Source organism: Variovorax sp. 350MFTsu5.1, assembly GCF_048302515.1.
Lineage (GTDB): Bacteria > Pseudomonadota > Gammaproteobacteria > Burkholderiales > Burkholderiaceae_C > Variovorax > Variovorax guangxiensis.
Genome location: NZ_CP157620.1, coordinates 4,309,511 through 4,335,836 on the forward strand (window position 1 = coordinate 4,309,511; position 26,326 = coordinate 4,335,836).

Sequence of the window (26,326 nt, forward strand, 5' to 3'; positions counted from 1 at the left end):
CTGTTTTTCGTTTCCGGATTCAGTCGGGCCGCAGGCTGCGCAGCGCGGCGTCGAAGCTCTCGCTGCCGCGCCGCAGGTCGGCGACGATGCGGCCCTGGTTCATGCACACGAGGCGGTCGGCGAGCGCGGCCTCGCGGCGCAAGTGGGTGGCGATCAGCAGGGTTCGGGCGCCTGCGTGCCGGGCGAGGCGATCCAGCACGTCGTGCGCGGTGGCTGCATCCAGCGCTTCCGTGGGCTCGTCGAGCAGCCAGAACGGCACGTCGCGCAGCAGCAGGCGGGCCAGCGCGAGGCGGCGCGACTGGCCGCCGGAGAGGCCGAGGCCGCCTTCGCCGAGGCGGGTGTCGAGGCCGGTGCTCAAGGCACGCACCTCTTCTTCCAGCCCCGCGGCTTGCAGCACGGCGTGCAGTCGTTCGTCGGTGGCTTCGGGGGCTGCGAGGCGGAGGTTGTCGCGCAGGCTGTCCTGGAAGAGTTCGGTGCGCTGGGTCAGCAGGCAGGCTGGCTGGGCGAGGACGCTGCCGGAACGGGGGGTGATCTCGCCTGCGATGGCGGCGAGGAGCGTGGACTTGCCGGCGCCGCTGGCGCCGATGAGGGCGACGCGCTCGCCTGCTTGCAGAGCCAATGAGGCTTCGGTCAGGACGGGGATGCAACTGCCGTCGTGGGCTACGGTGACTTCCTCCAGCTGGAGTGCGAGTCGGGAATCGGGAGCCTTCGCCGTTGCGGCGGGCTCATCCGCGGAAGAAGTCATGCGGGGCGCCAGGTGCCGCACCGCCAGCCAGGTGCGGCCCGCGTCGAGCGCGCCGCGGCGCAAGGCTGCGAAAGGCTCCGTCGCCGTGAGCGCCACCAGCAGAGCCAGCGCTGCGGCCGGTGCGCCGATGACTCCCTCATTCACCAGCAAGCCAACGGCCAGCAGCACGCCGACGAGGGTCAGGGTGCCTGCGCTGCCGTAGGCGAAACCGGCGGCTGCCTCGAGCTTGTTCAGTGCGAGGTCGGCCTTGGCAAGCTGCGCGTCGGCAGCAATCAATGCCTCGCGTTGCGCGTCGATGCGGCCGGCCATCACCAGGTCGGTCTGCCCTGCCACCAGATCGACGGCACGTGCGCGCAGCGTCTCGACGCCATGCGCGCGCCGCACGGCTGGCCGGCGCGCGCGCCTTGCCACGAGGAATGCGATGCCCCAGCCGGCGATCACGAGCCAGAGCGTCAGCGCAAAACCCATCGCCACATGCATGAAGCCGAGCACCGTGCCGGCGAGCAATGCGGCCCCCAGTGCGGCGGCCGCTGGAACGAGCAGGCGGAGATAGAGCGATTCGAGCGCGTCGATGTCGGCGGTGAGGCGGAACAGCAGGCGCGCCGGGCGCATCAGCAACTGGCGCGCTGCCTCGGCCCTGGCCCAGCCGCGGAACAGGCGCACACGAAGTTCGGCGAGCACGGCGAAGGTGGCGTCGTGCGTCACCAGCCGCTCGCCGTAGCGCGATGCGGTGCGGCCCAGCGCGAGCAGGCGGATGCCGGCGGACGGCATGAATACGTCGAAGGTGAAGGCTGTGGCGGCATGCAGGCCGGCAAGTGCCGTCGCGGTGATGAACCAGCCGGAAAGGCCCAGCAAGGCCATTCCTGCGAGAACCGTGATCGCCGCGAGCAGGCAGCCCAGGAGCAGCCGGCGCGGCTGCGTGGCGAGGAAGGGACGCAGGACCCGGCGCAGGTCGCGCCAGTTCGTGCCTATGTGGGAAGGCTTGCTCATGCGGCCTTCTCCACCGCTTCTGCGCTGCCGAGGCTTATCGTGCGGTCCATGCGCGCGGCGAGCACCGGGTCGTGGGTTGCGACGACGAGGGTCTTGCCGCGTGCCAGCGTGATCAGCGCGTCGATCACTCGCTCGGCGGTTTCGGTGTCCAGATGCGCGGTGGGCTCGTCGACCAGCAGCAGATCGGCGTGCGGGTGGACTGCGACGCGTGCGAGCGCGAGGCGCACGGCCTCTCCGCCGGACAAGCCCTGCCCACCCTCGCCCAGCGAAGTGACGGGATGGGCCTGCGCCACGGCTTCGAGCGATGCGAAGAGCATGGCATTGGCCACACGTTGGCTATCGGCATCCGGACGCCCCAACGCCACGTTGGCTTCGACGGAACCGGCGAAGACGTGCGGCGCCTGGCCCATCCAACCCATGCGCTGGCGCAGTACGGCCACCGTGTGGCTGGTGAGCGCGACGCCGCCGATGGAGATATCGCCGTGCGTGGCAGGCACCAGACCTGCGAGCAGGGAAAGCAAGACGGTCTTGCCGCTGCCGCTGGAACCTGTCAGGGCGACGTGCTCTCCGGGAGCGATGCGGAGCTCGTAACCGTCGAAGACCTCCTGCTGCTCGCCGGGCCAGGCGAAATGCAGGTTGTGGATGGTGACTGCCGGCGGGCCTGCGTGGGCGTTCCTCGTGGCGCGTGTCAGCGAAGCATTCGCACCGGGCAGAGGCAGGTCGTTGCGCTGCAGGCGGCCGAGTGCCTCCAGCGCAGCCTCGCCCGCGGCGCGGTCGTGCCAGACCATCGACAGCTCGCGCAGCGGCTCGAAGAACGCGGGCGCCAGCAGCAGCACGAACAGGCCCTCACCGAGGCTCAGCGTGCGGCCCCAGGTGCCGAAGCCGAGGGAGCCGAGCAGGTGGAAGCCGACATACGCAGCCACCAATGCCACGCCCAGCGCGGAGAAGAGTTCGAGCACGGCGGAAGAGAGGAATGCGATACGCAGCACGGCCATCGTCCGGCGGCGCAGGGATTGGGCTGAATCGCCCAGGCGCTGTGCAGTGAGTTCCACAGCGCCCAGGGAGCGCAACGTTGCCAATCCACGGAGCCTGTCGAGCAGGAAGGCGTTCATGCCGCCGAGCTCCACCATCTGCGCCTCGCTCGCGGCCCTGGCGCGCCAGCCGACGATGGCCATGAAGATCGGAATGAGCGGTGCCGCGAACAGCAAGACCAGCGCTGCCACCCACGAAAAGGCAGCCACCGCGCACAGGATGAAGATCGGCACCACCGTCGCGCGCCAGCGGGCGGGCTGGTACCGCACGAGGTACGGAACCAGCGCCTCGGCCTGCTCGGCGAGCACGCTTGCCGCGAGCCCGGAATGCGCGCGGCTTCGATCCAGGGGAGAGCCGGCGGCCAGCGCGGCGGCGGTTTGGGCGCGCAACGCGGTGAGCTGTGCGCGTGCGCGGGTGAAAGTCCGGCGCGCGCCCCAGGACTCGCAAGCCGCTCTCGCCAGGCCCAGCAGCAGGATCGCGGCAGCAGGCCAGACCACGGCGTCGAAACCGCGCCCCGAAGCCAGCCCCTGCACAGCCATCGCCAGCAACGCAGCTTGCGGCAACCAGAACAGCGCCGCGGCACCCTGCACCATCCCGCCGACGTCAGGCGACGCGAAAGCCCGCAGCGGCGATCGGGATGGCGAGTGCTTGGTCATTCCTTAGTTTCGTGAATTTTCAGTATTTACTGAAATTTCCACAATCATACCGGAGACTGAGGCGGCTGACGAGCCCGCAGACTGCACGCTCCCGCGCGCTAACGCAACCGGTTCAGGAAGATTCGGACGGTGCGCCTGCGCGGGCGCGCCCGTTCTTTAATGAGAAACGACTACTCCGCTGACCAGCAGCGCGGCGAACAGCGCGAACACCGCGCGCCAGGAGGCCGGGCGCGCTTCCACCCAGCGATGGAGCAGCGCCGCGGCGACCACCGACAGGCCGAAGGTCGCCACGAGGCCGGCCGCGTCGAACCACGAGCCGTGCGGACCTGCATTCGCAACCGCCGCATTCATGGCGAGCAGCACCGGAAAGTGGATGAGGAACAACGAATACGACATCCGCCCCAGCCGCACCAGCGGCATCGCCGTCGCGGGCCAGTGCTTCGGCGACAGCCAGTTCCGCCGCTGAGCAATGGCAATCAGCAGCGCCGTGACCAGCGCGGTCGCGATGCGGCTGCGCCAGTCGATCGCCAGCGCGCCCGCCCCAACCAGCGCCAGCAGCGCGATCGCGCTCTGCCACGTGCTGTATCGCGTCGCGCGCCCGATCCAGAACACAAGCATGCCCAGGCCGTAGGTGCCGAAGAAATAGAAGGCCGTGTCGTCCAGCCCCGCATTGCGATTGAAGAGCGCGAGCGAAGCCACTGCCAGCCCGAAGACCAGCGCCACGGGCAGCCATCGCGCCCGCAGGCCCTGCGGTGCCGGGCCGCCGGTGCGCTGCAGCATCGACGGCAACCCCACCAGCACCAACGCCAGCGCAAAGAGCTGGAAGTCGATGGCCACGTACCAGACGCCCGTGGAGAGCGACTCGTAACCCAGCAGATCCTGCAGCAGCAGGCCGTGGGCGATCAATTGCCCGAAAGTCGGCGCAGCCGGCACCACCTCTTCGTCGAGCCAGGGCCGCACGACCGCCGCGACCAGCACGCACACGGTGAGCGCGGCGAGATACGGCATGATCAGCCGCCCATAGCGCTGCAGGATGCGCGCCACCGGCCGGTCCACTCGCAGCGTGCCGTCGGGCGCAAGACTGGCCGCCGCCAGGAAGCCTGCGATCACCAGGAACACCTGAACCGCCAGCCGCCCTTCGTCGGCCAGCCAGGCGAAGAAATCGGGTGCGAGCGCGTATGCGCCCGCCGGCATCGGGCCGTAGCGCGAAAGGTGATGTCCGACGATCACCGCGCAGGCGACGCCCTTTGCCGCATCGAGCAGCGGCATGCGTCCCGCGGATGAAGACGGCGGCGCGCTCGCAACGGGCGCGGCGCCGTCGGCAAAGGCAGTCAAAGCGCCAACCGCTGCCTTGCCTCCGTGTATTCGCGCTTGAGCTTCTCGATGAAGGCGCCGGCGGTGGCCACCTCGGTCACGGCACCGATGCCCTGGCCCGAGCCCCAGATGTCCTTCCAGGCCTTGGCCTTGCTGCCTTCGCCGCCGCCGAAGTTCATCGTCTTCACGTCGCCTTCGGGCAGGTTGGCCGGGTCCATGCCGGCCTTGACGATGCTGGGCGCGAGGTAGTTGCCGTGCACGCCGGTGAAGAGGCTCGAATAGACGATGTCGTCGGAGGTGCCGTCGACGATGGCCTGCTTGTACTCGTCGCTCGCGCGCGCCTCCTCGGTGGCGATGAACGCCGTGCCGATGTAGGCGAAGTCGGCGCCCATGGCCTGTGCCGCCAGCACCGCCCCGCCGGTGGCGATGGAGCCCGACAGTGCGATCGGGCCGTCGAACCACTGGCGGATTTCCTGCACCAGCGCGAACGGGCTCTTCGTGCCCGCATGGCCGCCGGCGCCGGCCGCCACGGCGATGATGCCGTCGGCCCCCTTCTCGATCGCTTTCTGCGCGAACTTGTTGTTGATGATGTCGTGCAGCGTCACGCCGCCGTAGCTGTGCACTGCCTCGTTCACGTCGGTGCGCGCGCCCAGCGAGGTGATGACGATCGGGACCTTGTATTTCACGACCATCTCCATGTCGTGCTCGAGCCGGTCATTGCTCTTGTGCACGATCTGGTTGATGGCGAACGGCGCGGCGGGCTTGTCCGGGTTGGCCTTGTTGTAGGCCGCCAGTTCCTCGGTGATCTCGGCGAGCCAGTCTTCCAGCTGCGCGGCGGGGCGCGCATTGAGCGCCGGCATCGAGCCGACCACTCCCGCCTTGCATTGCGCGATCACGAGCTTGGGGTTGCTGATGATGAACAGCGGCGAGCCGATGATCGGCAGCGGCAGGTTCGCGAGGACGGGAGGCAGTTTCGACATGATGCTTGTCTCTTGAAAGTTGTGTTGAATGCGGGATCGGGCAGCCGAACGCAGAAGGAAGACAAAAACTACGCAAAGGTCGCAAAAGAACCCGAAGACAAATTCTGGTTTTTCTTCTGCGACTTCTGCGTAACCTTTGCGACTTCTGCGTTCGGCTGCCCGTTTTCAGAAAGCCTCGAGCGCCAGCGCCGTTACGCTCTCGGCACCCTCGACGATGCTGTCGCGGATGCCCGGCACCTTGTTGAGGATGTGCTCGGCATAGAAGCGCGCGGTGGCGATCTTCGCCAGCATGAAGTCGGTGTCGAAGCTGCGCGAGGCAAGGTCCTGCGCAATGATCAGCGAACGCGCGAGCTGCCAGCCTGCCACCAGGTTGCCCGCGAGCATCAGGTAGGGCACGCTGCCCGCGAACACCGCGTTGGGCACGGCCTTGGTCTGGCCGGCCACGAAATCGACGACTTCGACGAAGGCCTGGCGCGCAGCCTTCAGGCGCTTGAGCACGGCCGCCGCAGCAGGGTTGTCGATCCGGGCCAGCTCGGCTTCGGTCTTCTCGATCTGCGCGGCGATCGCCTTGGCCGTCTGGCCGCCGTCGCGCGCCGTCTTGCGGCCCACGAGGTCGTTGGCCTGGATGGCGGTGGTGCCTTCGTAGATGGTCAGGATCTTGGCGTCGCGGTAGTACTGCGCGGCGCCGGTCTCCTCGATGAAGCCCATGCCGCCGTGCACCTGCACACCCAGCGACGCCACTTCGAGGCTCATCTCGGTGCTGTAGCCCTTCACCAGCGGCACCATGAACTCATAGAAGGCCTGGTTCTGCTTGCGCGCGTCCGCGTCGGGGTGATGGTGCGCGGCGTCGTAGGCCGCAGCCGCCACGCTGGACATCGCGCGGCAGCCCTCGGTATAGGCGCGCATCGTCATCAGCATGCGCTTGACGTCGGGGTGATGGATGATCGGCGCGCTGGCGTTGATGGAGCCATCCACCGGGCGGCTCTGCACGCGATCCTTCGCGTAGGCCACGGCGTGCTGGTAGGCGCGCTCGGCGATCGCGATGCCCTGCATGCCCACGGCGTAGCGGGCGGAGTTCATCATGATGAACATGTATTCAAGGCCGCGGTTCTCCTGGCCGACGAGATAGCCGATGGCACCGCCGTGGTCGCCATACTGCAGCACGGCCGTGGGCGACGCCTTGATGCCCATCTTGTGCTCGATGCTCACGCAGTGCACGTCGTTGCGCTCGCCCAGCGAGCCATCCTTGTTCACGAGGAACTTGGGCACGACGAACAGGCTGATGCCCTTCACACCCTCGGGCGCACCGGCCACGCGGGCCAGCACGAGGTGCACGATGTTCTGCGCCATGTCGTGCTCACCGTAGGTGATGAAGATCTTGGTGCCGAACACCTTGTAGGTGCCGTCGGGCTGCGGCTCGGCGCGGCTGCGCACCATGGCGAGGTCGCTGCCGGCCTGCGGCTCGGTGAGGTTCATCGTGCCGGTCCACTGGCCGCTCACGAGCTTCTCGAGGTAGGTGGCCTTGAGCTCGTCGGAGCCGGCCGTGAGCAGCGCCTCGATGGCGCCGTCGCTCAAGAGCGGGCACAGCGCGAAGCTCATGTTGGCCGAGTTGAGCATCTCGCCGCAAGCAGCGCCGATGGTCTTGGGCAGGCCCTGGCCACCGAAGTCCGCCGGATGCTGCAGCCCCTGCCACCCACCCGCCACGTACTGCGCGAAGGCTTCCTTGAAGCCTGGCGTAGTGGTGACGGCGCCATCCTTGAACGACGAGGGATTGCGGTCGCCCGCCACGTTCAGGGGCGCGATCACGTCCTGGTTGAAGCGCGCGCACTCTTCGAGCACGGCCTGCGCGGTTTCGAGGCCGGCATCCTCGAAGCCCGGCAGCTTCGCGATCTCGCCGATGTTGGCCAGGTGCTCGATGTCGAACAGCATGTCCTTGATGGGGGCTGTGTAGCTCATGTCATGTCTCCAGATACAGCGGATACGAAAAGGGCATCGCGAACGATGCCCTCTGGCTCAGTGCAGCGATGCGATCAGAGCGCCTTCACCAGTTCCGGCACGGCCGTGAACAGGTCGGCCACCAGACCGTAGTCGGCCACCGAGAAGATCGGTGCCTCTTCGTCCTTGTTGATCGCCACGATCACCTTGGAGTCCTTCATGCCGGCCAGATGCTGGATCGCGCCGGAGATGCCCGCTGCGATGTACAGCTGAGGGGCGACGATCTTGCCCGTCTGGCCCACCTGCCAGTCGTTGGGGGCGTAGCCCGCATCGACGGCTGCTCGGCTGGCACCCAGGCCGGCATTGAGCTTGTCGGCCAGAGGTGCCATCACTTCGGTGAACTTCTCGGCGCTGCCGAGGGCGCGGCCGCCCGAGACGATGATCTTGGCGGCCGTCAGCTCAGGACGCTCGCTCTTCGTGACTTCGCGGCCCACGAAGCTGCTCTTGCCGCTGTCTGCCACGCCTGCTGCCGATTCGACGGCGGCGCAGCCACCGGTGGCTGCTGCAGCGTCAAAACCGGTCGTGCGAACGGTGATGACCTTGGTCGCATCGCTGCTCTGCACGGTGGCAATCGCGTTGCCCGCATAGATCGGGCGCTCGAAGGTGTCTGCGCTCACCACGGCCGTGATGTCGCTGATCTGGGCCACGTCCAGCTTGGCGGCCACGCGCGGCGCGACGTTCTTGCCGTTGGCGGTCGAGGGGAAAAGGATGTGGCTGTAGCTGCCGGCGATCGCGAGCACCTGGGCTGCGACGTTCTCGGCGAGGTTTTCAGCGAGGCTCGGGCTGTCTGCGGCGATGACCTTCGAGACACCGGCGATCTGGGCGGCGGCCTTGGCCGCTTCGGCTGCATTGGCGCCGGCCACAAGCACGTGGACGTCGCCGCCGCAGGCCAGTGCTGCGGTCACGGTGTTGAGGGTGGCCGGCTTGATGCTGGCGTGGTCGTGTTCGGCAATAACAAGTGCGGTCATGTTCAGATCACCTTCGCTTCGTTCTTCAGTTTCTCGACCAGGGTGGCGACGTCCGGCACCTTGATGCCAGCGCCACGCTTCGGCGGCTCGGCGACCTTCAGGGTCTTCAGGCGCGGCTTCACGTCCACGCCCAGTTCTTCGGGCTTGACCGTGTCCAGCTGCTTCTTCTTGGCCTTCATGATGTTGGGCAGCGTCACGTAGCGCGGCTCGTTCAGGCGCAGGTCGGTGGTGATGACCGCGGGCAGCGTGAGCGCCACGGTCTCCAGGCCGCCGTCGACTTCGCGGGTGACGGTGGCCTTGTCGCCAGCGACCTCGACCTTCGAGGCGAAAGTAGCCTGGGGAAGATCGGCCAGCGCAGCCAGCATCTGGCCGGTCTGGTTGGCGTCGTCGTCGATGGCCTGCTTGCCGAGGATGACGAGCTGGGGCTGCTCCTTGTCGACCAGCGCCTTCAGCAGCTTAGCGACGGCCAGCGGCTGGAGTTCTTCGGCGGTTTCCACCAGGATGCCGCGATCGGCACCGATGGCCATGGCGGTGCGCAGGGTTTCCTGGCTCTTGGCGTCGCCGCAGGAGACGGCGATGACTTCGGTGACCACGCCCTTTTCCTTCAGCCGCACCGCTTCTTCAACGGCGATCTCGTCGAAGGGGTTCATGCTCATCTTGACGTTGGCAATGTCCACTCCGGTGCCGTCGCTCTTCACGCGCACCTTCACGTTGTAATCGACGACCCGTTTGACAGGCACAAGAACCTTCATTGACTTGACTCCATTGGATTGCAAAAAGGGGGCTTCGAGGGCAAACCGGTCATTCTAGGGCGCGACCTTTGCCGCCTCTCCATTCTTCCCGTCGGCGCCGGCGCCATAAAAAAGAACGATCGTGCTTTTTCGTGATTATAAGGCAGCGCCGGAGCACTGAGCCTTTAGGGCGACAAAGATATTCGTGAGGCCGCCGGGGCGGGGCGCATTCGCGCCATCAAGCTGCACGGCTTGCACGCAAATCGACAGGCGTGCCCGCTCGCGGTGCATGCGAGGCCGGCTGAAACGCCAACTGCAGCCAATTTGCGGGTTTTCGCCGATATCTGGGCTGGCACGCAAACTGCAAGATGAATACTGTCGACAGATGACAGTCGATCTTCGGAGATTCAATGGAAATAGCAGAACGAAGCATCCCGGACGTACGCGGCGGCGCCCTCCCTCCCATGGCATCCGCGGAGCGCCAGCTCCGGCAGGACCTCGCAGCCGCCTACCGGCTCGTCGCCCTCTACGGGATGGACGACAGCATCTACACCCACATCTCAGCCCGCGTGCCCGGCACCACGGACCAGTTCCTGATCAACCCCTTCGGCATGCTGTTTCGCGACATCACGGCGTCCTCGCTCGTGAAGATCGACCTGGACGGCAACATCGTCGAGCCCTCCGAGTACGACGTGAACCCGGCCGGCTTCACGATCCACAGCGCCGTGCATGCCGCGCGCCATGACGCCGTCTGCGTGCTGCACACCCATACCGTCGCCGGTGTCGCCGTGTCCTCGCTGGCCGGCGGGCTGCAGCCGTGCAACCAGTGGGCGCTGCAGTTCCACAACCGCGTGACGTACCACGAGTTCGAAGGGATCGCGCTCAACCACGAGGAGCGCGATCGCCTGGTCGCCGACCTCGGCCCGAATTCGCGCGCACTGATCCTGCGCAACCACGGACTGATCACGCTCGGCCGCAGCGTGGCCGAGGCCTTCATCCTGATGCACAACCTGGAGCGCGCCTGCCGCGTGCAGGTCGCCATCCAGGGCACCGGCCAAGCCGTGCACCCGGTGCCCGAGGAGGTCTGCGAGCTGACCGCGCGCCAGTACGAAAGCGGCGACACCAACCGCCTCGCCTCCGCACCGCACGACCCCTACGCGCGCGAATGGCGCGCGCTCCTCCAGCGCCTGGCCCCGCCCAGCCCGGCCTCCTTCCGCGACTGAGATTCACCCGTTCTTCACTGCCCTACCCACTTCGAAAGGTCCGCTCCGATGAAACGCCGCAACCTGATCCAAGCCGGCTCCGCCGCCCTAGGCCTGTCCATCGCCGGGGTGCCCCTGCACAGCCTGGCGCAAGGCAAGAAGGGTGTCGTCAACGTGCTGGTCCAGCCCGAGCCGCCTGGCCTGATGATGGGCATCGTGCAGAACGGCCCCACGCAGCTGATCGCGGGCAACATCTACGAAGGCCTGCTGCGCTACAACGAGAAGCTCGAGCCCCAGCCGCAGCTCGCCACGTCCTGGACCGTGAGCGCGGACAGCAAGACCTACGTCTTCAAGCTCAAGCCCAACGTCAAGTGGCACGACGGCAAGCCCTTCACCGCCGACGACGTGGTGTTCTCGTGCGACGTGTTCCTGCGCAAGACGCACGCGCGCTTCCGCGCCAGCCTGGCGCAGGTGGAATCGATCAAGGCGCTCGACCCGCTCACCGTGGAGTTCAAGCTCAAGCAGCCCTTCGGCCCCTTCATGGGCATCTTCGAGAACGGCACCATGCCGATGGTGCCCAAGCACATCTACGAAGGCACCGACTTCGCGACCAACCCCGCCAACGCCACGCCGATCGGCACGGGCCCGCTCAAGTTCAAGGAATGGGTCAAGGGCTCCTATATCAACCTCGTGGCCAACGAGAACTACCACCAGCCGGGCATCGTGAGCGTGGAGAGCGTGTATTTCCACGTGATCCCCGACGCGGCCGCGCGCGCCGCGGCGTTCGAGTCGGGCAAGGTCGACATCGCGCCGGGCGGCACGGTGGAATACTTCGACGTGGGCCGCCTGGCCAAGCTGCCGGGCGCGGCCGTGACCACCAAGGGCTGGGAGTTCTTCGCGCCGCACAGCTGGCTGTGGATGAACAACCGCACGGCGCCCATGAACAACGTGAAGTTCCGCCAGGCCGTGTGGACCGCCATCGACCGCGAGGCCATGGCCAAGGTCGCCTGGTACGGCTACGCCAAGCCGGCCACCGGCCCGTTCAACAGCCACATCGCCTACGCCAGCGACGAAGTGACCAAGTACCCGCGCGACCTCGCCAAGGCCAAGAAGCTGCTGTCCGAATCGGGCTACAAGGGCGAGACGCTGCGCCTGCTGCCGCTGCCCTACGGCGAATCGTGGCAGCGCCAGGCCGAGATCGTGCGCCAGAACCTCACGCAGGCCGGCATCAAGATCGAGATGGTCGCCACCGACGTGGCCGGCTGGAACCAGCGCAACAGCGAGTGGGACTTCGACCTGGCCTTCACCTACGTCTACCAGTACGGCGACCCGGCGCTCGGCGTGGCACGCAACTACACCAGCGACAACATCGCCAAGGGCTCGCCCTTCAACAACGTGGCCGGCTACTCCAACCCCAAGGTCGACGAGCTGTTCGCCGCCGGTGCGCGCGAGAGCGACCCGGCCAAGCGCCGCGCGATCTACCTGGAAGTGCAGAAGCTGCTGGTCGACGAGGTTCCCGTGGCCTGGCTGCACGAGATCAACTTCCCGACGCTGTACCGCACCAAGATCCAGAACGTGGTGTCCTCCGGCATCGGCCTGAACGACAGCCTGGGCCGCGTCAAGCTGGCCTGACCTCCCTCCCCCGCGTGCGGCGCCGGGCCATGCCGACCTGATGGGCCGGGCCACCGCATGCCCGAATCGAGCTTGCCATGAAACGACTGCAGTTCATGTCCGTGCGGCTGCTGCAGGGCCTGATGGCCCTGCTGGTGATCGCCACCGTCAACTTCCTGCTGGTTCGCGCGGCGCCGGGCGATCCGGTGTCCGTCATGGCCGGCGAGGCCGGCGCGTCCGACGCGCAGTTCGTGGCCCAGCTGCGCCAGCAGTTCGGCCTCGACCAGCCGCTGCCCGTACAGCTCGGCAACTACCTGGGCCACGTGCTCAAGCTCGACCTGGGCTTCTCCTACCGCCAGCAGCAGCCCGTGGTTGACCTGATCCTGCAGCGCCTGCCCGCCACGCTGCTGCTGACGGGCACGGCCTTCGGGCTCTCGCTGCTGTTCGGCATCGTGCTGGGCGCGCTGGCGAGCCGCAACGCGGGCAAGTGGCAGGACAGCCTCATCACAGTGGTCGCGCTGGTGTTCTACGCAACGCCTCTCTACTGGCTGGCGATGATGGCGGTGCTGCTCTTCACGGTGCAGCTCGACCTGCTGCCCGCCTTCGGCTTCTTCACCGTGGGCGCGGACCTCACGGGCATCGACAAGGCGCTGGACATCGCCAGGCACCTGATCCTGCCTTCGCTCACGCTGGCGCTGTTCTACATGGCGGTCTATGCGCGCATGACGCGCGCCTCCATGCTGGAAGTCGCGCAAATGGACTTCGTGAAGACAGCGCGCGCCAAGGGCGTGGCGCCCGGACGCATCCAGCGCAAGCACATCCTGCGCAACGCGCTGCTGCCGGTAGTCACGCTCGCCGGTATCCAGGCCGGCGGAATGATCGGCGGCGCCGTGCTCACCGAGACGGTGTTCGCCTGGCCCGGCATCGGCCGGCTCATGTTCGACGCGCTGCTGCAGCGCGACTACAACCTGCTGCTCGGCTGCTTCCTGTTCACCGCGGCCATGGCCGTGCTGTTCAACCTGATCACCGACTTCGTCTACACGCTCGTCGATCCCCGCATCGAGCTGAGCTGAGCCAAGGAGCCCTTCATGAAAAGCAAATTCTGGCGGCGCTTCAGCCGCAACAAGGGCGCGGTCTTCGGCCTGATCGTGCTGATGCTGGTGGCGCTGGTCACGGCCCTCGGGCCCTTCGTCGCACAGAACAACCCTTGGGACATGGTCGGCACGCCCTTCGCGGCGCCCATGGCGGAACAGGGCCTGCTCCTGGGCACCGACACCATGGGCCGCGACATCCTGTCGGGCATCGTCACCGGCGCGCGCGTCTCGCTGCTGATCGGCGTGGTGTCCACGGTGGTCTCGCTGCTGATCGGCGTGAGCATCGGCGCCGTCTCGGGCTACTTCGGCGGCTGGATCGACGCCACGCTGATGCGCTTCACCGAGCTGTTCCAGGCCATCCCGAGCTTCGCGCTGGCCATCGTGCTGGTGGCGATCTTCCAGCCTTCGGTGCAGTCGATCGTCACGGCCATCGCGATCGTGTCGTGGCCGCCGGTTGCGCGGCTGGTGCGCAGCGAGTTCCTCACGCTGCGCCAGCGCGACTTCGTGGCCGCGGCGCAGCTGGCGGGCCAGTCCACGCCGCGCATCATCCTCACGCAGATCCTGCCCAACGCCGCCTCGCCCATCGTGGTGATGGCCTCGTTGATGGTGGCCACGGCCATCCTGCTGGAGTCCAGCCTGAGCTTCCTGGGCCTGGGCGACCCGAACCAGATGAGCTGGGGCTACATGGTCGGCTCGGCGCGCACGGTGCTGCGCCAGGCATGGTGGATGGCGGTGTTCCCGGGCGTGGCCATCCTGCTCACGGTGCTCGCCCTGAACCTGGTCGGCGAAGGCCTGAACGACGGACTCAACGCGCGCGCCGACGGGAGGGGCAAATGAAAATGGAAAAGCTCGTTCTTCCCGTGCTCGACGTCCAGGGCCTGGACATCCGCCTGCCCCCGGGCGCCGACCGCGAACTGGCGGTGCGAGGCGCTTCGCTGCAGCTGCTGCCGGGCCAGACGCTGTGCGTGGTCGGCGAATCGGGCTCCGGCAAATCGATGATCGCCAACGCCATCATGGGCCTGCTGCCGCGGCCGCACGTGAAGCCCGTGGCCGGCCGCATCCTCTTCGACGGACAGGACCTGCTGCAGCTCGACGAGGCACAGCTTCGCACCCTGCGCGGCCGGCGCATCGGTATGGTGTTCCAGGAGCCGATGACGGCGCTGAACCCGGTCATGCGCATCGGCGAGCAGATCGCCGAGGTGTTCGACGCCCACGTGAAGCTCTCGGCCGCGCAGAAGCGCCAGCGCATCCTCGCGGCGCTGGCCGACGTCGGCCTGCCCGAGCCCGAGGTGCTGATCGACAGCTATCCGTTCCGCCTCTCCGGCGGGCAGCGCCAGCGCGTGATGATCGCCTGCGCGCTGGTGCTGGAGCCGGCGCTGCTGATCTGCGACGAACCCACCACCGCGCTGGACGTGACCACGCAGGCGCAGATCCTGAAGCTCATCCGCGAGCTGCAGCAGCGCAAGGGCACGGCGGTGCTTTTCATCACGCACGACTTCGGCGTGGTCTCCGAGATCGCCGACCAGGTCGTCGTGATGCAGACCGGCGAGGTGGTCGAGGCCGGCCCGGCCTCCGCCGTGCTGGCCCGGCCGCAGCATGCCTACACGCGCAAGCTCATCGCGGCCATTCCGAACGGCCAGGTGCGCGCGCCTTCCGGGCAGCGCCCCGTCGAGCACGTGCTGCAGGTGCAGGAACTGCGCAAGATCTACGTGACCGGCGGCGGCCTGTTCAGCAAGGGCCGGCGCGTGGAAGCGGCCAAGGGCCTGTCGTTCGAGCTGCGCCGCGGCGAGACGCTGGGGCTGGTCGGTGAATCGGGTTCGGGCAAGTCGACCGTGGGCCGCTGCATCGTGGGGCTCGCGCCCTTCGACAGCGGCCGCGTGCTGTTCAAGGGCCGTGCGCTGCAGTCGGGCGCTCAGTTCCGGGCGCAGTCGCAAGGAAAGATCCAGATGGTGTTCCAGGACCCGTATGCCTCGCTGAACCCGCGCCACCGCATCGGCCCGGCCATCGCGGCCGGCCCCATCGCGCAGGGCGTTCCCAAGGCGCAGGCCATGGCCCGCGCGATGGAGCTGCTCGAGCTGGTGGGCCTCAAGCCCGACGCGGCGGAGCGCTTTCCGCACGAGTTCTCCGGCGGCCAGCGCCAGCGCATCGGCATCGCGCGCGCGCTGGCCATGGAGCCGCAGCTGCTGGTGGCCGACGAGCCGGTCTCGGCGCTCGACGTGTCGGTGCAGGCCCAGGTGCTGAAGCTCTTCGCCGAGGTGCGCGAGCGCTTCCAGCTGGCCATGGTGTTCATCACGCACGACCTGCGCGTGGCCGGCGAGATGTGCGACCACATCGCAGTGATGCAGCGCGGCGAGATCGTCGAGTACGGCGAGACCGCCAGGGTGCTGGCGAACCCGCAGCATGCGTACACGCGCACGCTGATCGAGGCGCAGCCGAGGCTGTCGGCAGCGGCAGCCGAACAGGCGGTGGCCGCATGACGCACGAATTCGACATCGCGCTGGTCTCCGACCAGATCGCCATGGACTACCTGCAGCCCGCCTTCCGCGAGCGCTTTCCGAAGGCCCGGCTGCACCGCATCGACACCGAGGTGCAGGAGCTGGACGCGCTCGACCGCATCGACACCGTGGTCTGCTGGTCGCCGCCGCCGGGGCTGCTCGCGCGCATGCCGCGCCTGCGGCTGGTGCAGTCGGTGGGCGCGGGCACCGACCACATCACGCGCGACCCGGCGCTTCCCGACGTGCCGGTGCGCCGCATCGTCGACCCGGACATGGCCGATGGCATGAACGCCTATGTGGCGTGGGCCGTGGTGCACGGCCAGCGCCACATGGGCGCCTATCTCGAGAGCCAGCGCCGCGCGGCTTGGGAGGAAGCGCCCATCGAGCCACCGGGCCGGCACCGCGTGGGCATCGCGGGCCTGGGCGTGCTTGGGCAGTCGGCCGCGCGCGCGCTGCGTGCCATCGGCTACCGGGTGCGCGGCTGGAGCCGCAGCCCCAAGGGCGATCTGCCCGAGGGCATCGAGGCCTTCCACGGCGATGCGGCGCGCGCCGAGTTCCTGGCCGGCTGCGACACCCTTGTCTGCCTGCTGCCGCTGACCGACGACACGCGCGGCATCCTCGATGCGTCGTTGTTCGCGCAGCTGCCGCGCGGCGCGCGCCTCGTCAATGCCGGCCGTGGCGCCCACCTCGTACAGGACGACCTGCTGGCCGCGCTGCAGAGCGGCCAGATCGCCTCGGCCGTGCTCGACGCCTTCGTCGAGGAGCCGCTGCCGCAAGGCCACCCGTTCTGGCGCCATCCGCGCATCACCGTCACGCCGCACATCGCGACACGCACACGGCCCGAGGCCATCGCGCGGCAGACCCACGACAACCTGGCGCGGCTGTAAACGCCGCCCGCCATCCACGGAGGAACCCCATGGCAGAACCCCTAGGCACCGGCGACAAGGACGTCGCCACCCACCTGCATTCGTACACCAACCTGGCGGCGCTCCCGCAGACGCCACCGCTGGTCATCGTCGAAGGCGACGGCATCCACGTCGTGGACGAGAGCGGCCGACGCTACCTGGAGGCCATGTCGGGCCTGTGGTGCGCCTCGCTGGGCTTCTCCAACAAGCGCCTGGCCGAGGCCGGAGCGAAGGCACTGAAAACCCTGCCCTACTACCACACGTTCAACCAGCGCACCAACGTGGCGGTGGCCGACCTGGCCGAGCGGCTGCTGACGCTGGCACCCGTGCCCATGGCCCGAGTGTTCTTCGCCAACTCGGGCTCCGAGGCCAACGACAGCGCGGTGAAGATGGTCTGGTACTACCACAACGCCATCGGCCAGCCCGAGCGCAAGAAGATCATCGCGCGGCGCAACGCCTACCACGGCGTAACCGTGGCCGCCGCCAGCATGGGCGGGCTCGACGGCAACCACCGCGACTTCGACCTGCCCATCGCCACCGCGCCCGCGCGCTTCCTGCACGTGGACTGCCCGCACCACTACCGCTACGCCGAACCCGGCGAGACGGAGCAGGACTTCTCCAGCCGCCTCGCTCAACAGTTGGAGCAGACCATCCTGGCCGAAGGACCCGAGACCGTGGCAGCCTTCATCGCCGAGCCGGTGATGGGCGCGGGCGGCGTGCTGGTGCCGCCGGCCGGCTACTTCGAGAAGGTGCAGGCCGTGCTGCGCAAGTACGGCGTGCTCATGATCGCCGACGAGGTCATCTGCGGCTTCGGCCGCACGGGCAACATGTTCGGCTCCACCACCTTCGGCATCCAGCCCGACATCCTGAGTTGTGCCAAGGCGCTGTCCTCGGGCTACGTGCCGATCTCGGCCGTGATGGTCAACGAGAAGGTGCACAGCGCCATCGCCGCCAACAGCGGCAAGCTCGGCAGCTTCGGCCATGGCTATACCTACTCGGGCCATCCCGTCGCCTGCGCCGTGGCGCTGGAGACGCTAAAGGTGTACGAGGACGAGCGCATCCTCGACCACGTGCGCGAGCTCGCCCCTGCGTTCCAGGCCGGGCTGCGCGCCTTCGCAGAACGCCCCTGGGTGGGCAACGTGCGCGGCGTGGGCCTGATCGGCGCCATCGAGCTCATGGCCGACAAGGCCACGCGCACGCCTTTCGCCGCCGACCGCAAGGCCGGCTACCGCTTCGCGGCGCTGGCGCTGGAAGAAGGCCTGATCGTGCGCGCCATGGGCGACAGCATCGGCCTGTGCCCGCCGCTGATCATCACGCGAGCCGAGCTGGACGACCTGTTCGCGCGCCTGGCGCGCGCCATGGACCGCTTCGAGAAGGAGTACTGACATGCAAGCCTTCTTCAGCGACGACCAGTTGCTGCACGAGCCGCAGCAGTACATGCGCGTGGGCCGCATCTGCAAGCCCGCCGACCTGCCCACGCGCGCCGAGGCCTTGATGGCAACGCTGGCCGCACGGGGCATCGCGGTCAGTGCGCCACCGGACGCCGGGCGCGCCGCAATGGAGCAGGTGCACAGCACGGACTACCTCGACTACCTGGAGACCGCGTTCGAGCGCTGGCGCAAGGTCGAAAGCTTCGGGCTGGAGCCGGGCATCGAGGTGCTGCCCAACATGTCGCCGCACGGACCGCGCGTGGGGCCCTGCCCTTCGCCCTCGGTGCTGGCGCAGACGGGCTGGTACGTCGGCGACCTGTCATGCCCCATCGGCCCGAACACCTGGCGCTCCGTCCTGCGCTCGGCCCACGCCGCGCTGGCGGCGGCCGAGGCGGTGCTCGACGGCGGCCCCATCGCCTACGCCCTCTGCCGCCCCTCGGGCCATCATGCGCAGCGTGCGCGCGCGGCAGGCTTCTGCTACGTGAACAACAGCGCCATCGCGGCCGCCACGCTGCGAAAGCGCCATGCGCGCGTGGCCGTGCTCGACATCGACGCCCACCACGGCGACGGCACGCAGCAGATCTTCTATGAACGCAGCGACGTGCTGACCGTCTCCACGCATGCCGACCCGTCCGGCTATTACCCCTGGTACACCGGCTACGCGCACGAGCGCGGCACCGGCGAGGGCGAAGGCTGCAACCTGAACCTGCCGCTGGCGCACGGCAGCGGCAACGCCGAGTTCGCGCAGGCGCTGGACCAGGCCACCGCGGCCATCGAGCGCTTCCAGCCACAGGCGCTGGTGCTGCCGCTGGGCTTCGACACCTACAAGGACGATCCGATCAGCGTGCTCAAGTTCGACATGGAGGCCTTCCGCCTCGCGGGCGAGCGCGTGCGCGCGCTGGGCCTGCCCACGGTCGTGGTGCAGGAAGGCGGCTACATGGTCGAGGCCATCGGCGCCGCGCTCGACGCATTCCTCGAAGGGCTTCGCGCATGACCGTACCGGCGACGGCCTGCCGCGATGCAAATACCGGCGCAAGCCCCGATGCAGTGACGGAAGCGACACGGTCGCAGCCGGCATGAGCACCGCACGCGCCGCCGTCTCCCTTGCGCGCGACGAGCGCGGCGAGAACAGCGCGGGCGCGGGCATCGCGCTCTTTCTTTGCGCGCTGGTGCTGTTCGCGGCGTACGACGCCTTCGCCAAGCAGATGGTGGCCACGCATGCACCGGCCGTCGTCAACCTGGGCCGCTACAGCGCGATCGGCGTCATCGCGCTGGTGCTGCTGATGCGGCACGGCGACCTGCGCCTGTGGCGCCAGCCGCACCAGAAGCTGCTGGCCGCGCGCAGCGTGGCGCTGGCCATCGTGGCCACCTGCTTCATGACGGCGCTCGTCACCATGCCGCTGGCGGAGGCCACGGCCATCTACTTCACAGCCCCGCTGATCATGGTCGCGCTGTCGCCCTGGCTGCTTGGCGAGCGCGTGGGCCGCGCGCAGTGGACTGCCGTGCTGCTGGGCTTCGTCGGCATGCTGTGCATCGTGCGGCCGGGCGGCAGCCTGCCGCTGGCGGGCACGCTGCTGATGGCGGTGTCGGCCGTCTGCTATGCGCTCTTCCAGGTGCTCACGCGGCGGCTCTCGGGGCTGGTGCCGGCGCCCGTGCAGTTCGCGCACATGGCGCTGGCCTGCCTGGTCATCACGAACCTGCCGGTGCTGTTCATGCCGCACGTCACGTTACCGCCATGGCCGGAGATGGCGCTGCTGGTGGCCGGCGGCGCCGTCAGCGGCAGCGCGCAGCTGTTGCTGCTGGCCGCGTTCCGCCGCGTCGGCGCGGCCACGCTGGCGCCTCTGAACTACGTGCAGCTGCTGCTGGCGGTGCTGATCAGCACGCTGTGGTTCCAGCGCCCGCCCGATGGGCCGGCACTGGCCGGCATGGCGCTGATCGCGGTGGCGGGCGTCTACCTGGCCCGTTCGGGCGGCGGCCGGCGCGGGGCGAGCGGCACGGAGGGGCCGGCATGATACGGACAAGAGACCGAGACAAGGAATTCCGATGACCACCAGCCGGCCCGAAGCCGCCACCCCTCCCGCCTTCTCGTCGATCCAGGTGCCCGACCTGGTCGGCGTGGTGGAGGCGCAATTGCAGCAAGCCATCCTGTCGGGGCGCATCGCGCCCGGCGAACGCATCGTCGAGGCCGAGCTGGCCCGGCAGATGGGCGTGAGCCGCGCGCCCGTGCGCGAGGCCGCGCGCCGCCTCGAAAGCCTGGGCCTGCTGATCTCGCGACCGCGCCACGGCTTCGCGGTGCGCACCGTCTCGCCCAAGCAGGTCAACGACCTGTACGAGGTGCGCATCCAGCTCGAACTGCTGGGCGCCTCCCTGGCCTGCACGCACGCCACCGATGCCGAGTTGGCACAGCTCGACGCGCGCGTGGACGACATGGTGGAGCGCGCCGAGATTTTGTCGTCGCCCGAGCGCGTGGCGCTCGACCTGGACTTCCACTTCGCGATCAGCGCGCTGTCGGGCAACCACTACCTCCACCGGCTGTTCGACAACATGCAGACCGAGGTGCGCATGTTCCTCGCGCTCAGCGAAGACAGCTACGGCGACCTGAAGGCGCTGGCCGAGACGCACAGGCCCATCGCCAAGGCAATGATGGCGCGCGACGTCGGTGCCGTCGAGCACGCGCTGCGCTACCACCTCGAGACCGCCAAGGACCACGTGCGCGGCCTTTTCACCAAGACCTGAGATGAGCCCGCTGCCCCGCGTCGCCATGGTCAGCGGAGGCAACCGCGGCATCGGCCTTGCCATCGTGCGCGAACTGCGCGCGCACGGCTGGCGCGTGAGCGTGGGCACGCGCAGCGCCACCGATGCCTTCGACGGCCGCGACCCGGCGCAGGTGCGCATCTATCGCTTCGACGCCGAGGACGCACGCAGCGAGACCGACTGGGTGGCCGCGACGGTGCGCGACTTCGGCGGCATCGACGCGCTGGTGCACAACGCCGGCATCCTCAGCACGCGCTCGGTCATCGATGCGGACGACGCGGAGGTCGACCGGCTGCTGGAAGTCAACGTCAAGTCGCCGCTGCGGCTCACGCGCAAGGCCTGGCCGCATCTGCTGGCGGCCGACGAAGGCAAGGTGCTGGTGATGGCCTCGCTCGCGGCCAAGCGCGTGCGCACGGCCGATGCCTCGCTCTACGCGCTGAGCAAGGCGGCGGTGCTGTCGCTGGCCCATGGCATCCGGCATTGCGGCGCCGAATCGCGCGTGCGCTGCACCGCGTTGTGCCCGGGCTTCGTCGCCACCGACATGGCGGCCGGCCTGCCGCCCGAGCAGCAACGGCAGGCCACGCGGCCCGAGGACGTGGCCCGCATCGCACGGACGGTGCTCGAACTGCCGGCCTCGGCCAGCGTCGCCGAGATTCCCATCAGCTGGACCGTCGAACCCCAATACTGAAAGCCCGACATGAAAGTCATCTACAGCGACCAGCACACCGGCCACGATCCGCAGCAGTTCATCGTGCGCGGGCGCATGAAGCGCAGCAACGAGCAGCCCGAGCGCGGCACGCTGCTGCTGAACGCCGCGCGTGCGCAGGGCCACGACATCGTCGCGCCCGAGGACCACGGGCCCGGCCCGCGCGCGGCGATCCACACGCCACAGTACCTGCGCTTCCTGGAGACCGCCTGGGAGCGCTGGCAGCAGCTCGAGGGCGCCTCCGAGGAGGTCATGCCCAACGTCCACCCGTTTCCGGGCCAGCCCTTCACCTACCCCGACAGCCTGGTCGGCCAGGCCGGCTACCACATGGGCGACATGGCCTGCTCCATCGGCCGCCACACCTGGCATGCCGCGACCTGGTCGGCGCACGTGGCCACGCATGCCGCGCAGCTCGTGCTGGACGGCGAGCGAGCAGCCTACGCGCTGTGCCGGCCGCCCGGCCACCACGCCTACGCCGACCGCGCCAACGGCTTCACCTACCTCAACAACGCGGCCATCGCGGCGCAGCACCTGCGCAGCAGGCACGACCGCGTGGCCATCCTCGACATCGACGTGCACCACGGCAACGGCACGCAGGGCATCTTCTGGCGCCGCAAGGACGTGCTGACCGTCTCGCTGCACGGTGACCCGCATTTCTGCACGCCCTTCTTCACCGGCCATGCGCACGAGACCGGCGAAGGCGAAGGCCTGGGCTACAACCTGAACCTGCCGCTGGCGCGCGGTACCGGCGACGAGGGCTTCCTGGCCGCGCTCATGACGGCGCACGCGACCATCCGCGCCTTTGCCCCCGGCGCGCTGGTCGTGGCCATGGGCCTGGACGCACACGAGAACGATCCCTACCAGGCGCTGGCCGTGAGCACCGCGGGCTTCGGCCGCATCCTCGGCGAGATCGCGCGCCTAGGGCTGCCCACGGTGCTGGTGCAGGAAGGCGGCTACCTGTCGGAAGACCTGGGCCTCAACCTCGCCAGCGCGCTAGGCGGCTTCGAGAAGGCGGCCTGATGACGCACGACCTCGACGCCGCCATCCGCACTGCCCTGCCCGAAGCGGTGGTGCTGACTGCGCCGCCCGCACCCGTTGAGACGGACTGGGCGGCGGACCTGCTGCAGCGCCTCTACGGAATGCAGGGCAGCCTCAAGCCGCTCACGGGCGAGCGCGATGCCAACTTCCTGCTGGAGCCGGAAGGCGGCGGCGCGCGCTGCATGCTCAAGCTCTCGCACCCCGACGAAGATCCGCTGGTCGCCGACTTCCAGACGCAGGCGCTGTTGCACCTCGCGCGCACGGACCCCGGCCTGCCGGTGCAGCGCCTGCTACCCGACCGTTCCGGCGCAGCCTCGGTGCAGATCGAAGACGCCGAGGGCCGCACGCGCGTGGCGCGCCTCTTCAGCTACCTCGAAGGCCTGCCCATGCCGCAGGCGCCACGCTCGGCGGCACAGCGCAGCAGCGTGGCCCGCATGCTCGCGCGGCTGGACCTGGCGCTGGCCAGCTTCGAGCACCCTGCCGGCGCGCGCGAGCTGCCCTGGGACATCCAGCGCGCCGATCGCGTGCGCGCACTGCTGGTGCACGTGGCCGACCCCGCCCGCCGCGCGCTGGCCGAGACCGCGCTCGACGGCTTCGTGCAGCGCACCAAGCCCACGTTGGCCGCGCTTCGCCGCCAGCCCATCCACAACGACTTCAACCTCTACAACCTGCTGGTCGATCCGGACGAGCCGGCGCGCGTGGCGGGCATCCTCGATTTCGGCGACATGGTGCATGCGCCGCTTGTGGACGACCTGGCCGTCGCCACCTCGTACCACATCGACGAACAGGGCGACGCGCTCGCGACGATCGCGCGCTTCGCGGCCGACTACCACGCCGTCTCGCCGCTGACCGACGCCGAGACCCACGCCCTGCTCGACCTCGTGCGCGCGCGGCTGGCCATGGTGGTCGCCATCAGCGGCTGGCGCGCGGCGCGCCAGCCCGACAACGCCGCCTACCTCATGCGCAACAACGCCGTCTCGTGGGCAAGGCTGCAGGCCTGCGCCGCACTGACGCCCGAACAGGTGCAGGCCGCCATCCAGGCCGCCTGCCGCACCACGGAAGCCATCCATGACTGAGAAGAAAACTACCGACGACCTGCTCGCGCGCCGCGCCCGCCTGCTCGGGCCGGCCTACAGGCTCTTCTACGACGAGCCCTTCCACCCCGTGCGCGGCGAAGGCGTGTGGCTCTACGACGCCGCCGGCACGCCCTGGCTGGACGCCTACAACAACGTGGTGCCACTGGGCCATGCGCGGCCCGAGGTGGTCGAGGCCATCGCGCGACAGGCGGCCGTGCTCAACACGCACACGCGCTACCTGCACGAAGGCATCCTCGACTATGCGGAGCGCCTGTTGGCCACCATGCCGCCCCAGCTCGGCCACGCCACCTTCACCTGTACCGGCAGCGAGGCCAACGACCTCGCCATGCGCATCGCCACGGCGCACACCGGCAACACCGGCCTGATCGTCACCCGCTTCGCGTACCACGGCGTGACCTCGGCCCTCGCCTGCGCCTCGCCCTCGCTGGGCCAGTACGTGCGCGTGGGCGAGCACGTGCGGCTGGTGGATGCGCCCGAGGGCGGAGATGCCACGACGGGCCAGCGCTTCGCCGACGGCGTGCGCGCGGCCGTGGCCGACCTCGAGGCGCACGGCATCGCGCCCGCCGCGCTGCTCGTGGACACGGTGTTCTCCAGCGACGGTGTGTTCACCGCCCCGACCGGCTTCCTGCGCGAAGCGGTGGAGGCGATCCACGCCGCAGGCGGCGTGTTCATCGCCGACGAGGTACAGCCCGGCTTCGGCCGCACCGGCGAGGCCTTCTGGGGCTTCATGCGCCACGGCGTGGTGCCCGACATCGTGACCATGGGCAAGCCCATGGGCAACGGCCACCCCGTCGCCGGCTTGGTGGTGCGCCCCGAGGTCATGAAGGAATTCGGCCAGGCCAGCCGCTACTTCAACACCTTCGGCGGCAATCCGGTGTCGATGGCTGCAGCTGCGGCCGTGCTCGATGTGATCGAGCAGAACGATCTGCAGCGCAACGCCCTAGAAGTCGGCAGCTACCTGCGCGAGCGCCTGGCCGCGCTCGGCCAGCACCATGCCCTGGTCGGCGAAGCGCGCGGCGCCGGACTCTTCATCGGGCTGGAACTCGTGACCGACCGCGCCACGCGCGCGCCGGCCACCGCGCAGGCGGCCAAGGTGGTCAATGGGCTGCGGCAGCGGCAGGTGCTGCTGAGCGCGACGGGGCCGCAGGGCAACGTGCTGAAGATCAGGCCGCCGCTGGTGTTCACGCGCGAGCATGCCGACCTGCTGGTCGAGCGGCTGGACGGGGTGCTGGGCACGCTCGGTTAGCGCCCCCGAGGGCGGCTATTTTTCCGTGGGCACGGCCACGGACTCCGCCCCGGCCGGCAAAGACTCCACCCGCACCACCCGCTGCGGATACGGAATGTCGATCCCCGCCCCGCGCAGCCCGTCGAGGATCGCGATGTTGATCGCCGAGCGCAGGTTGTCCTTGCCCTTGTCGGGGTCGGCCACCCAGAAGTTGAGCGTGAACTCCAGCCCGTCGGGCGCGAAGTTCATGAGGAAGGCCACCGGTGCCGGGTCGGTCATCACGCGCGGCTGGGCCTTGGCGGCCTCGCAGAGGATGGATTGCACCTGCGCCACGTCGCTGTCGTAGCCGACCACGATGGTGGTCGTGATGTTGAACTTGCGGTCGGCCAGCGAGAGGTTCTCGACCCGGCTGGTGATCAGCGACTCGTTCGGCACGATGGCCTCGCGCCCGTTGCCCGCGCGGATCAGCGTGTAGCGGGTCTTGATGTCGGTGATGCGGCCCTCGAAGGTGTCGACCTTCACGTTGTCGCCGATGCGGATGGAGCGCTCCAGCAGGATCACAAAGCCGCTCACGTAGTTGGCCGCCAGCTTCTGCAGGCCGAAGCCCAGGCCCACGCCGAGCGCGCCGCCCAGCACCGAAAGCGCCGTGAGATCCACCCCAACCGCCGAGAGCGCGAACAGCAGGCCCACCAGCAGCAGGAAGGCGCGCACCGCGTTCGAGGCCACCTTGCGCATCGAAAGGTCGGAAACCGCCTCGCGCAAGATGCGCTTCTCGATGGTGCTGGAGATCCACAGCGAGATCATCAGCACCACGCCCGCCGACAGCACGCCCTGGAAGATGGTCTGCAGGCTCACCCGCGTCTTGCCGAAGGCGAGCGTGATGTCGTCGAGCTCGGCCAGCACCGGCGGCAGCAGCCCCACGATCCAGAGCACCGCCGCGATCCAGGCCAGCCAGGAGATGGTGCGCTCGATCAGCCTGACGAGGTTGGAGGCCGGAAACACCGCCCTGAGCACCCGCGCGAACAGCCGGATGACCGCCAGCGACAGGAACACCGGCACCGCGATGCGCAGCACCAGCACGGTCTGGAAGTCGAGCGCCGCTCGCCGGGCCAGGTCGGTGAACACCAGCGCCAGCAGCGGGAACAGCAGGCCGTCGAAGGTGCTCTCGCCGAACCAGATCGAGTCTTTCGGCTGGTCGCGGCCGAACCACTTGCAGATGGCCCAGGCCAGCGCCACGCAGGCCACCAGCGCGACCAGTTCGATGCCCAGGCCGCGCGCGTCGACCTGGTTCAGCCGTTGGAGGAAGTCGTTGAAATTCATCTATTGAGAGAAGAAACGGGCGCCGACAGCGCCCGCTG

At 68.8% G+C, this 26,326-nt stretch carries 22 protein-coding genes; 14 read left to right on the plus strand and 8 right to left on the minus strand.

Translation table 11 applies throughout. The features are described from left to right. Positions 1-19: 19 nt before the first annotated feature. The 7 genes from cydC to ABL843_RS19665 all read right to left on the minus strand — a co-directional run bounded on the left by cydC (position 20) and on the right by ABL843_RS19665 (position 9,432). Complete coding sequence (gene cydC, locus ABL843_RS19635) at positions 20-1,735, minus strand: thiol reductant ABC exporter subunit CydC (RefSeq protein ID WP_418116972.1); 1,716 nt, start codon at positions 1,733-1,735, stop codon at positions 20-22. Continuing rightward, positions 1,732-3,423: a thiol reductant ABC exporter subunit CydD gene (gene cydD / locus ABL843_RS19640; RefSeq protein ID WP_418116973.1), complete on the minus strand. Its 1,692-nt coding sequence runs from the start codon at positions 3,421-3,423 to the stop codon at positions 1,732-1,734. Before cydD ends, cydC begins: the two co-directional genes overlap by 4 nt. A gap of 156 nt (positions 3,424-3,579) precedes the next feature. Further along, on the minus strand, positions 3,580-4,692 hold the full coding sequence (locus ABL843_RS19645) for an acyltransferase family protein (RefSeq protein ID WP_418120491.1): 1,113 nt from the start codon (positions 4,690-4,692) through the stop codon (positions 3,580-3,582). A 62-nt stretch (positions 4,693-4,754) separates the two neighbouring features. Further along, complete coding sequence (locus tag ABL843_RS19650) at positions 4,755-5,717, minus strand: NAD(P)H-dependent flavin oxidoreductase (protein WP_418116974.1); 963 nt, start codon at positions 5,715-5,717, stop codon at positions 4,755-4,757. A gap of 165 nt (positions 5,718-5,882) precedes the next feature. Then, on the minus strand, positions 5,883-7,673 hold the full coding sequence (locus ABL843_RS19655; RefSeq protein WP_418116975.1) for an acyl-CoA dehydrogenase: 1,791 nt from the start codon (positions 7,671-7,673) through the stop codon (positions 5,883-5,885). Positions 7,674-7,747: 74 nt separating this feature from the next. After that, positions 7,748-8,680, minus strand: a complete 933-nt coding sequence (locus ABL843_RS19660; RefSeq protein WP_418116977.1) for an electron transfer flavoprotein subunit alpha/FixB family protein — start codon at positions 8,678-8,680, stop codon at positions 7,748-7,750. A gap of 2 nt (positions 8,681-8,682) precedes the next feature. Beyond that, entirely contained in the window at positions 8,683-9,432 is a 750-nt protein-coding gene (locus ABL843_RS19665) for an electron transfer flavoprotein subunit beta/FixA family protein (protein WP_418116978.1), read from the minus strand. A gap of 443 nt (positions 9,433-9,875) precedes the next feature. On the opposite strand from ABL843_RS19665, the gene ABL843_RS19670 reads away from it, so the two are divergent. The 14 genes from ABL843_RS19670 to ABL843_RS19735 all read left to right on the plus strand — a co-directional run bounded on the left by ABL843_RS19670 (position 9,876) and on the right by ABL843_RS19735 (position 24,989). Continuing rightward, on the plus strand, positions 9,876-10,634 hold the full coding sequence (locus ABL843_RS19670) for a class II aldolase/adducin family protein (protein WP_418116979.1): 759 nt from the start codon (positions 9,876-9,878) through the stop codon (positions 10,632-10,634). Between the two features lie 48 nt (positions 10,635-10,682). Continuing rightward, the gene (locus tag ABL843_RS19675) at positions 10,683-12,245 is read left to right on the plus strand and encodes an ABC transporter substrate-binding protein (RefSeq protein WP_418116980.1); all 1,563 of its coding nucleotides are present in this window, start codon (positions 10,683-10,685) and stop codon (positions 12,243-12,245) included. 77 nt (positions 12,246-12,322) lie between these two features. Next, entirely contained in the window at positions 12,323-13,297 is a 975-nt protein-coding gene (locus ABL843_RS19680; protein WP_418116981.1) for an ABC transporter permease, read from the plus strand. A 15-nt stretch (positions 13,298-13,312) separates the two neighbouring features. After that, a complete protein-coding gene (locus ABL843_RS19685) occupies positions 13,313-14,155 on the plus strand; it encodes an ABC transporter permease (protein ID WP_019656076.1) in 843 nt (280 codons plus the stop codon). A 2-nt stretch (positions 14,156-14,157) separates the two neighbouring features. Then, positions 14,158-15,795: an ABC transporter ATP-binding protein gene (locus ABL843_RS19690; RefSeq protein ID WP_418120492.1), complete on the plus strand. Its 1,638-nt coding sequence runs from the start codon at positions 14,158-14,160 to the stop codon at positions 15,793-15,795. Continuing rightward, positions 15,792-16,700 carry a 2-hydroxyacid dehydrogenase gene (locus ABL843_RS19695; protein ID WP_418116982.1) on the plus strand — a complete coding sequence of 303 codons (909 nt, stop codon included), beginning with the start codon at positions 15,792-15,794 and terminating at the stop codon, positions 16,698-16,700. The genes ABL843_RS19690 and ABL843_RS19695 overlap by 4 nt, the downstream gene beginning before the upstream one ends. A gap of 29 nt (positions 16,701-16,729) precedes the next feature. Next, positions 16,730-18,103, plus strand: a complete 1,374-nt coding sequence (locus ABL843_RS19700) for an aspartate aminotransferase family protein (RefSeq protein ID WP_418116983.1) — start codon at positions 16,730-16,732, stop codon at positions 18,101-18,103. 1 nt (position 18,104) lies between these two features. Further along, positions 18,105-19,142 (plus strand): histone deacetylase family protein, encoded by a 1,038-nt coding sequence (locus tag ABL843_RS19705; RefSeq protein WP_418116984.1) that lies wholly within the window; start codon positions 18,105-18,107, stop codon positions 19,140-19,142. An 82-nt stretch (positions 19,143-19,224) separates the two neighbouring features. Next, positions 19,225-20,160: a DMT family transporter gene (locus tag ABL843_RS19710; RefSeq protein ID WP_418116985.1), complete on the plus strand. Its 936-nt coding sequence runs from the start codon at positions 19,225-19,227 to the stop codon at positions 20,158-20,160. 31 nt (positions 20,161-20,191) lie between these two features. Beyond that, on the plus strand, positions 20,192-20,884 hold the full coding sequence (locus tag ABL843_RS19715; RefSeq protein WP_418116986.1) for a GntR family transcriptional regulator: 693 nt from the start codon (positions 20,192-20,194) through the stop codon (positions 20,882-20,884). 1 nt (position 20,885) lies between these two features. Then, on the plus strand, positions 20,886-21,590 hold the full coding sequence (locus ABL843_RS19720) for an SDR family NAD(P)-dependent oxidoreductase (protein WP_418116987.1): 705 nt from the start codon (positions 20,886-20,888) through the stop codon (positions 21,588-21,590). A gap of 9 nt (positions 21,591-21,599) precedes the next feature. Then, positions 21,600-22,628, plus strand: a complete 1,029-nt coding sequence (locus tag ABL843_RS19725; RefSeq protein WP_418116988.1) for a histone deacetylase family protein — start codon at positions 21,600-21,602, stop codon at positions 22,626-22,628. Continuing rightward, positions 22,628-23,722, plus strand: coding sequence for a phosphotransferase (locus tag ABL843_RS19730; protein ID WP_418116989.1), 1,095 nt, complete (start codon positions 22,628-22,630; stop codon positions 23,720-23,722). Before ABL843_RS19725 ends, ABL843_RS19730 begins: the two co-directional genes overlap by 1 nt. Beyond that, positions 23,715-24,989 (plus strand): aspartate aminotransferase family protein, encoded by a 1,275-nt coding sequence (locus ABL843_RS19735; RefSeq protein WP_418116990.1) that lies wholly within the window; start codon positions 23,715-23,717, stop codon positions 24,987-24,989. Before ABL843_RS19730 ends, ABL843_RS19735 begins: the two co-directional genes overlap by 8 nt. A gap of 15 nt (positions 24,990-25,004) precedes the next feature. Here the strand turns inward: ABL843_RS19735 and ABL843_RS19740 are convergent, their stop codons facing one another. Beyond that, positions 25,005-26,288: a mechanosensitive ion channel family protein gene (locus ABL843_RS19740; RefSeq protein ID WP_126021810.1), complete on the minus strand. Its 1,284-nt coding sequence runs from the start codon at positions 26,286-26,288 to the stop codon at positions 25,005-25,007. Positions 26,289-26,326: the final 38 nt, after the last annotated feature.

What these genes read in the sequence shown, in the direction of transcription:
- cydC (WP_418116972.1), bottom strand. Translation starts at nt 1,735, where the DNA reads ATGAGCAAGCCTTCCCACATAGGCACGAACTGGCGCGACCTGCGCCGG.
- cydD (WP_418116973.1), bottom strand. Translation starts at nt 3,423, where the DNA reads ATGACCAAGCACTCGCCATCCCGATCGCCGCTGCGGGCTTTCGCGTCG.
- ABL843_RS19645 (WP_418120491.1), bottom strand. Translation starts at nt 4,692, where the DNA reads ATGCCGCTGCTCGATGCGGCAAAGGGCGTCGCCTGCGCGGTGATCGTC.
- ABL843_RS19650 (WP_418116974.1), bottom strand. Translation starts at nt 5,717, where the DNA reads ATGTCGAAACTGCCTCCCGTCCTCGCGAACCTGCCGCTGCCGATCATC.
- ABL843_RS19655 (WP_418116975.1), bottom strand. Translation starts at nt 7,673, where the DNA reads ATGAGCTACACAGCCCCCATCAAGGACATGCTGTTCGACATCGAGCAC.
- ABL843_RS19660 (WP_418116977.1), bottom strand. Translation starts at nt 8,680, where the DNA reads ATGACCGCACTTGTTATTGCCGAACACGACCACGCCAGCATCAAGCCG.
- ABL843_RS19665 (WP_418116978.1), bottom strand. Translation starts at nt 9,432, where the DNA reads ATGAAGGTTCTTGTGCCTGTCAAACGGGTCGTCGATTACAACGTGAAG.
- ABL843_RS19670 (WP_418116979.1), top strand. Translation starts at nt 9,876, where the DNA reads ATGGCATCCGCGGAGCGCCAGCTCCGGCAGGACCTCGCAGCCGCCTAC.
- ABL843_RS19675 (WP_418116980.1), top strand. Translation starts at nt 10,683, where the DNA reads ATGAAACGCCGCAACCTGATCCAAGCCGGCTCCGCCGCCCTAGGCCTG.
- ABL843_RS19680 (WP_418116981.1), top strand. Translation starts at nt 12,323, where the DNA reads ATGAAACGACTGCAGTTCATGTCCGTGCGGCTGCTGCAGGGCCTGATG.
- ABL843_RS19685 (WP_019656076.1), top strand. Translation starts at nt 13,313, where the DNA reads ATGAAAAGCAAATTCTGGCGGCGCTTCAGCCGCAACAAGGGCGCGGTC.
- ABL843_RS19690 (WP_418120492.1), top strand. Translation starts at nt 14,158, where the DNA reads ATGGAAAAGCTCGTTCTTCCCGTGCTCGACGTCCAGGGCCTGGACATC.
- ABL843_RS19695 (WP_418116982.1), top strand. Translation starts at nt 15,792, where the DNA reads ATGACGCACGAATTCGACATCGCGCTGGTCTCCGACCAGATCGCCATG.
- ABL843_RS19700 (WP_418116983.1), top strand. Translation starts at nt 16,730, where the DNA reads ATGGCAGAACCCCTAGGCACCGGCGACAAGGACGTCGCCACCCACCTG.
- ABL843_RS19705 (WP_418116984.1), top strand. Translation starts at nt 18,105, where the DNA reads ATGCAAGCCTTCTTCAGCGACGACCAGTTGCTGCACGAGCCGCAGCAG.
- ABL843_RS19710 (WP_418116985.1), top strand. Translation starts at nt 19,225, where the DNA reads ATGAGCACCGCACGCGCCGCCGTCTCCCTTGCGCGCGACGAGCGCGGC.
- ABL843_RS19715 (WP_418116986.1), top strand. Translation starts at nt 20,192, where the DNA reads ATGACCACCAGCCGGCCCGAAGCCGCCACCCCTCCCGCCTTCTCGTCG.
- ABL843_RS19720 (WP_418116987.1), top strand. Translation starts at nt 20,886, where the DNA reads ATGAGCCCGCTGCCCCGCGTCGCCATGGTCAGCGGAGGCAACCGCGGC.
- ABL843_RS19725 (WP_418116988.1), top strand. Translation starts at nt 21,600, where the DNA reads ATGAAAGTCATCTACAGCGACCAGCACACCGGCCACGATCCGCAGCAG.
- ABL843_RS19730 (WP_418116989.1), top strand. Translation starts at nt 22,628, where the DNA reads ATGACGCACGACCTCGACGCCGCCATCCGCACTGCCCTGCCCGAAGCG.
- ABL843_RS19735 (WP_418116990.1), top strand. Translation starts at nt 23,715, where the DNA reads ATGACTGAGAAGAAAACTACCGACGACCTGCTCGCGCGCCGCGCCCGC.
- ABL843_RS19740 (WP_126021810.1), bottom strand. Translation starts at nt 26,288, where the DNA reads ATGAATTTCAACGACTTCCTCCAACGGCTGAACCAGGTCGACGCGCGC.